This window comes from Pantoea piersonii, from assembly GCF_003612015.1.
Taxonomy (GTDB): Bacteria; Pseudomonadota; Gammaproteobacteria; order Enterobacterales; family Enterobacteriaceae; genus Pantoea; species Pantoea piersonii.
On sequence record NZ_RARB01000023.1, the window covers coordinates 1 to 4,928 of the forward strand.

Below are 4,928 nucleotides of genomic sequence, written 5' to 3' on the forward strand. Positions count from 1 at the left end.
TGATTTTGAACTTTTGCTTTGCCACGGAGCGGTCTGCGTTGTCGGGAAGATGCGTGATCCGATCCTTCAGCTCAGCAAAAGTTCGATTTATTCAACAAAGCCGGGTTGATATTCAAGCGAAGCAGCGTTGAGGAGCCCAGCCTATTAAAAAGACTAAACGTGGGTGAGCCAACCGGTTAAGCCCTGAGCAATCGGCACAAGGCTTTCTGTAAGAGCTGTCCACGCCTTCAGGGTTTGAGGACCACTTTCGTCCAGCCGGGGGTACGGCTGTCGAAATTTTTATAGCCTTCAGGCGCTTCGTCCAGGCTCAGACGATGCGAAATAATCTGGCCAGGGCTGGCTTTGCCGTGGTGAATCAGTCGTGCAAGCTGTCGGTTGTAGGCCTTCACGTTTGCCTGTCCGGTGCGGATTGACTGGCCCTTGAACCAGAAACTGCCAAAATCGAAAGGCATCTTGCCTTCTTTAGCCAGATCGGTTGCAGCAGAGGGATCCTGCGGGACAAATACGCCAACCACGCCGATTCCGCCCGTGGCTTTAGTTGACGCGACAAGGCTGTTCATGGTTGCACTGTTATCTTCATGACCATGCTTATTACAGCACTGGTATCCCACGCATTCACACCCGCAGTCGGTGCCCCTGCCGTCGGTCAGATCCAGTATTTTCTGTACGGCCTCATCTCCGGCAGCATGAACGGGTGTTGCACCAAGTTGCTCGGCGAGGGCAAGACGGTCACTGTGGGTATCCACAACAAACACCTGCGATGCGCCTTTTATCAGCGCTGAGTGAGCCGCCATCAACCCAACCGGACCCGCCCCATAAATAGCGACGCTTTCGCCCGCTCGCAATCCCGCCAGTTCGGTCGCGTGCCAGCCTGTCGGAAAGATGTCAGAGAGCATCACATAATCATCCTCTTTTTCTGAGGCATCCTCCGGCAGCACCAGACAATTGAAATCGGCAAAGGGGACCCGCAGCAGTTCTGCCTGCCCGCCGTCCCATGGGCCCATTTCAGCAAAACCATAGGCGGCGCCAGCGCTTCCCGGATTAGCCGTCAGGCAAAAACCGGTCAGGCCTTTTTCGCAATTTTCACAGAAGCCGCAGCCGATGTTAAACGGCATACAGACGCGGTCTCCCACCTTGACACGCTCAACGCCTTTGCCGACTTCAACGACCTCTCCCATGTTTTCATGGCCGAAAATGCGCCCTTCTTCAAAACTGGTGCGGCCTTCGTACATGTGCAGATCCGAACCACAGATATTCGTGGTAGTAATGCGGATAAGCGCGTCACCGGGGCGCTCAATTTTTGCGTCAGGAACATTTTTTACCGTTACGTTGAACGGGCCGTTATAGATGATTGCTCTCATAATTACCCCTCTGGATTGAAACGATTAATAATAATCATGCTGGTTTTAAATCTCGTTGCGCTTATTTTTCCCACGCAAGATAAGAGCATTTTAAATGTAGCATAAATTTTTAACATGGCTCACTTTATACCGATGCGCTTGCGTGTAATTTATTATGACCTACAATTAAGCGGGGCTGATCGAGCCGATTGAACCTGCACTCCATGCGGGCAACCTGGTTTTGAATCGCTGCGTACTGGCGGGCTCTCTGATCGGTGGTATTGCGGAAACCCAGGAAGTTCTGGAATTTTGCGCCGAGCACAGCATCAGTTGCGATATTGAAATGCTTGATATCAAAAATATCAACGAGGTTTATAGCCATATGATAGCTGGGGATGTGAAGTATCGCTTCGTCATTGATATGGCCACGTTAAAAAGCATAAATCCAGACAACCCGTTTGCGAGCCAACAGATGCATGACATGAGCATCAGATATCGCTTGCTCAACAGATATAACGGATAAGTCTTTTAACATATTCTCAATATTGCGTTTGTCGACGACCCCAACACCACCGGTGTTGCTGGATCCGTTCACCCCGCTTTGTGGAATAACCGATCAGGGCTATGGGAAACCATTTTCATGGCCTTCTAATTATATAAATGCATTTTTTTATGGCCTGTTATGACAGCACCAAGGAACACTTTTATGTCTAAAAAATCCAATTTGGCCTTATCAGCGTTGGCGTTCGCCATTGCCATTTCAGGCGAAAACAGCTTCGCTGCAGATGTCCGGCCACTACCGGCGAATGCACCTGTCGAGAAAACGACAGGTCAGCTTGAACAGGTATTTGCTTTCCATAATGCGATGCCGACCGGCGTTACCGTCACTGAAACTGGCCGTATCTTCGTAAACTACCCAAAATGGGGCGATGATGTAAAATTCACCGTTGCTGAGATTCGCAACGGTAAGGAAGTCGCGTATCCAGACGCGGCTTTCAATCGTGAAAATGACAAAGATCCTGCTAAAGGTCTGATTAGCGTACAAAGCGTTGTCGCCGATGGTAAAGGTCGTGTGTGGTTGCTGGACACCGCAGCACCGAGTTTCTCCACGCCCAAAAAAGGCGGGGCTAAATTAGTCGCAGTGGATCTTGCCACCAACAAGATTGTCAAAACGTTAGTCTTCCCTTCGAATGTGATGCTGCCAAGCACCTACGTAAATGATATGCGCTTCGATTTCCGCATCGGCAAGGAAGGTACCGTTTACGTCACTGACTCATCGGTTTCCGGTCCTGGAGCCATCATCGTAATGGACATCGCCACCGGGAAGGCCGTACGTCGCTTAAGCGGAGCAAAATCAACAACACCTGATCCTGATTTCATTCCAGTAGTAGAGGGAAAACAGGCGCTGCTGACCAAAGGTGCAGACGGAAAACTTAAGTCGCTGGGCATAGCCTCTGACGGTATCGCTCTGTCGGCTGATGGTAAAACTCTTTACTTCTGTCCTTTATCCAGCCGCCACCTATATTCAGTATCAACAGACTTACTTCGTGACGAGAACGTCACCGATGAACAACTCGCCGCAGCTGTGAAAGATCTTGGTGAAAAAGGTGCTTCCGATGGTCTGGAAGCTGATGCCAGCGGTGCCGTATATGCGAGCGATTATGAACACAACGGCATCCGTAAGCGCATGGCTGACGGCAGCTGGCAGACCATTGTCCACGATCCACGAGTTCTGTGGCCGGATACACTGTCGATTGGTCCTGACGACTATCTTTACTTCACAGCTAACCAGGTTCAACGCCAGCCAGGTTTCAATAATGGTAAAGATATACGCGAGAAACCTTATAGTTTGATGCGTGTTAAAATCGATGCAGCGCCAGCTCCGACTCATTGATAAGACAATATTTTACTCTTTCCAGACGTAATAATTGTGAAGCATCAAGTCTCGATTCTTCACATCAATCCAATGAAACTAAGGGGTTGGTAATGAAATACCTGCACACGATGGTACGCGTAAAAGATTTTGAGAAAACTAAGCACTTTTTGGGTCTGCTGGGTCTTGAGGAGATTCAACGAATAGATAACGAAAAAGGCCGGTTTACGCTGCTTTATATGGCTGCGCCAGGCCAGCATGAGGCATCAGTCGAACTGACGTGGAACTGGGACGGGGATGAAGGTTTACCTTCAGACAGTAGACATTTCGGGCATCTCGCCTACGAATGCGAAGACATCTATGCTCTTTGTTCACATCTTGCAGCGAATGGCGTTGTAATTAATCGACCTCCACGGGACGGTTACATGGCTTTTGTACGCAGTCCTGACAATATATCCATTGAGCTGCTTCAAAAAGGTGAACCACTGGAAGCCTGCGAGCCCTGGATATCTATGAAAAATGAAGGGCACTGGTAATTATATCTGTATCAGTATTAAAGTTCGCCGTACCGAGGGCGATGATCTTGCAGACATACATCAATGATTGAAATGTGAAGACTCAAAGCATTCAGCGTAGTGCTTCGCGATAATAATCAATCCGCTACGCAACATACTTTCCGAATATGTAGCGTAGCTGCTCCCCGTTGCTCCACACTGAATTTGTTATCAATGTCCATTGATCGCTCATCGCGGACGCATAGCCCGCTATGACCAGTTTAGTGTTAGAAACAGCTTCATCTGAAGAAACTATGTCGTCTTATTATTTCTGGCCATAAACGTCCCTGCATTACCATCATCAGTATCAACAAACGTAATATCTTCAGGGCTGCAACACGGGCTGTCTAACGACAGAAATATAACAGGTTCTTCCAGCAGCGTTGGCAGTGCATATATAACGATACGCTTAAAAAAAAGCAGGTGACCAGGAGCAAACTCAGCCTCATCACCAGGATTCTCCATCCAGAATGTGCCCCGTCCGGAAAGCACATAAAGGTACTCATCGCACTGCTGGTGAAAATGCGGCTTTACGCCATGATAGGCACGAAAAACACGACAGCTCGCTTCAGGTCTGTCAGTGAGGTACTCATCAGCCAGCATGGTGTCTGAATTTTCTGGCAGCCGCTTAGCGATTTCAGCGGGTATGAACCGTGCGGAACGCGTCTGTTCTGACATGGTATTCTCCTTTAGAGCGCCTGGTTAAACAGTAAAGGAATTCCCGTCCGGGATTCCAGCCTGACGGCGTAGTCCCGAACAGCAGGAGAGAAAGAAAGTGCTTTTACGATCGACAAACAGCGCAGAAGTAGCCACAGAACAATATCAGTAATATCCGTTTGCTGACGAGACGGTATCAGTGGTTCGAGAGCGTGCAGTTTAGGCAGCATTTCATCGATGAGCGCGGACGTCTGGGCTGTTAAAGCGGCCAGAGGCTTTGTTGAATAAATCAGATTTCGGGTAAGTCTCCCCGTAGCGGGTTGTGTTTTCAGGCAATACGCACGCTTTCAGCCATACCTGCTTTCGTCATTTTGTTCAGCGCTCGTACCAGGGCCATAGCCTCTTCAACCTGACCATCGTAGTCACGCAGCGTCAGTGAACCTCCGGACAGCTGTTTTACCCGGTACATCGCCGTTTCCGCTATTGAGCGACGGTTATAATCTG

General features: G+C 49.2%; 7 protein-coding genes and 1 pseudogene. 3 read left to right on the forward strand and 5 right to left on the reverse strand.

Annotated elements, in window-relative coordinates; all coding sequences use genetic code 11:
* Both D7S44_RS24235 and D7S44_RS23110 read right to left on the reverse strand, forming a co-directional pair.
* On the reverse strand, positions 1-70 hold a 70-nt coding region (locus D7S44_RS24235; protein WP_240629544.1), incomplete at its 3' end, for a hypothetical protein.
* A gap of 157 nt (positions 71-227) precedes the next feature.
* The gene (locus D7S44_RS23110) at positions 228-1,361 is read right to left on the reverse strand and encodes a glutathione-independent formaldehyde dehydrogenase (RefSeq protein WP_033756051.1); all 1,134 of its coding nucleotides are present in this window, start codon (positions 1,359-1,361) and stop codon (positions 228-230) included.
* A 220-nt stretch (positions 1,362-1,581) separates the two neighbouring features.
* On the opposite strand from D7S44_RS23110, the gene D7S44_RS23115 reads away from it, so the two are divergent.
* The 3 genes from D7S44_RS23115 to D7S44_RS23125 all read left to right on the forward strand — a co-directional run bounded on the left by D7S44_RS23115 (position 1,582) and on the right by D7S44_RS23125 (position 3,749).
* On the forward strand, positions 1,582-1,863 hold the full coding sequence (locus D7S44_RS23115) for a hypothetical protein (RefSeq protein ID WP_205685252.1): 282 nt from the start codon (positions 1,582-1,584) through the stop codon (positions 1,861-1,863).
* Between the two features lie 183 nt (positions 1,864-2,046).
* Positions 2,047-3,234 carry an L-dopachrome tautomerase-related protein gene (locus D7S44_RS23120; RefSeq protein ID WP_120458503.1) on the forward strand — a complete coding sequence of 396 codons (1,188 nt, stop codon included), beginning with the start codon at positions 2,047-2,049 and terminating at the stop codon, positions 3,232-3,234.
* Positions 3,235-3,326: 92 nt separating this feature from the next.
* Entirely contained in the window at positions 3,327-3,749 is a 423-nt protein-coding gene (locus D7S44_RS23125) for a VOC family protein (RefSeq protein WP_205685254.1), read from the forward strand.
* A 270-nt stretch (positions 3,750-4,019) separates the two neighbouring features.
* On the opposite strand, the gene D7S44_RS23130 is transcribed toward D7S44_RS23125, so the two are convergent.
* The 3 genes and pseudogenes from D7S44_RS23130 to D7S44_RS23140 all read right to left on the reverse strand — a co-directional run.
* Positions 4,020-4,445, reverse strand: coding sequence for a cupin domain-containing protein (locus D7S44_RS23130; RefSeq protein ID WP_120458505.1), 426 nt, complete (start codon positions 4,443-4,445; stop codon positions 4,020-4,022).
* 11 nt (positions 4,446-4,456) lie between these two features.
* Positions 4,457-4,756 carry a hypothetical protein gene (locus D7S44_RS24185; RefSeq protein ID WP_120458506.1) on the reverse strand — a complete coding sequence of 100 codons (300 nt, stop codon included), beginning with the start codon at positions 4,754-4,756 and terminating at the stop codon, positions 4,457-4,459.
* Positions 4,753-4,928 (reverse strand): annotated as a pseudogene (locus D7S44_RS23140) (IS5/IS1182 family transposase); the annotation flags it as partial. The gene D7S44_RS24185 and the pseudogene D7S44_RS23140, both read right to left, overlap by 4 nt.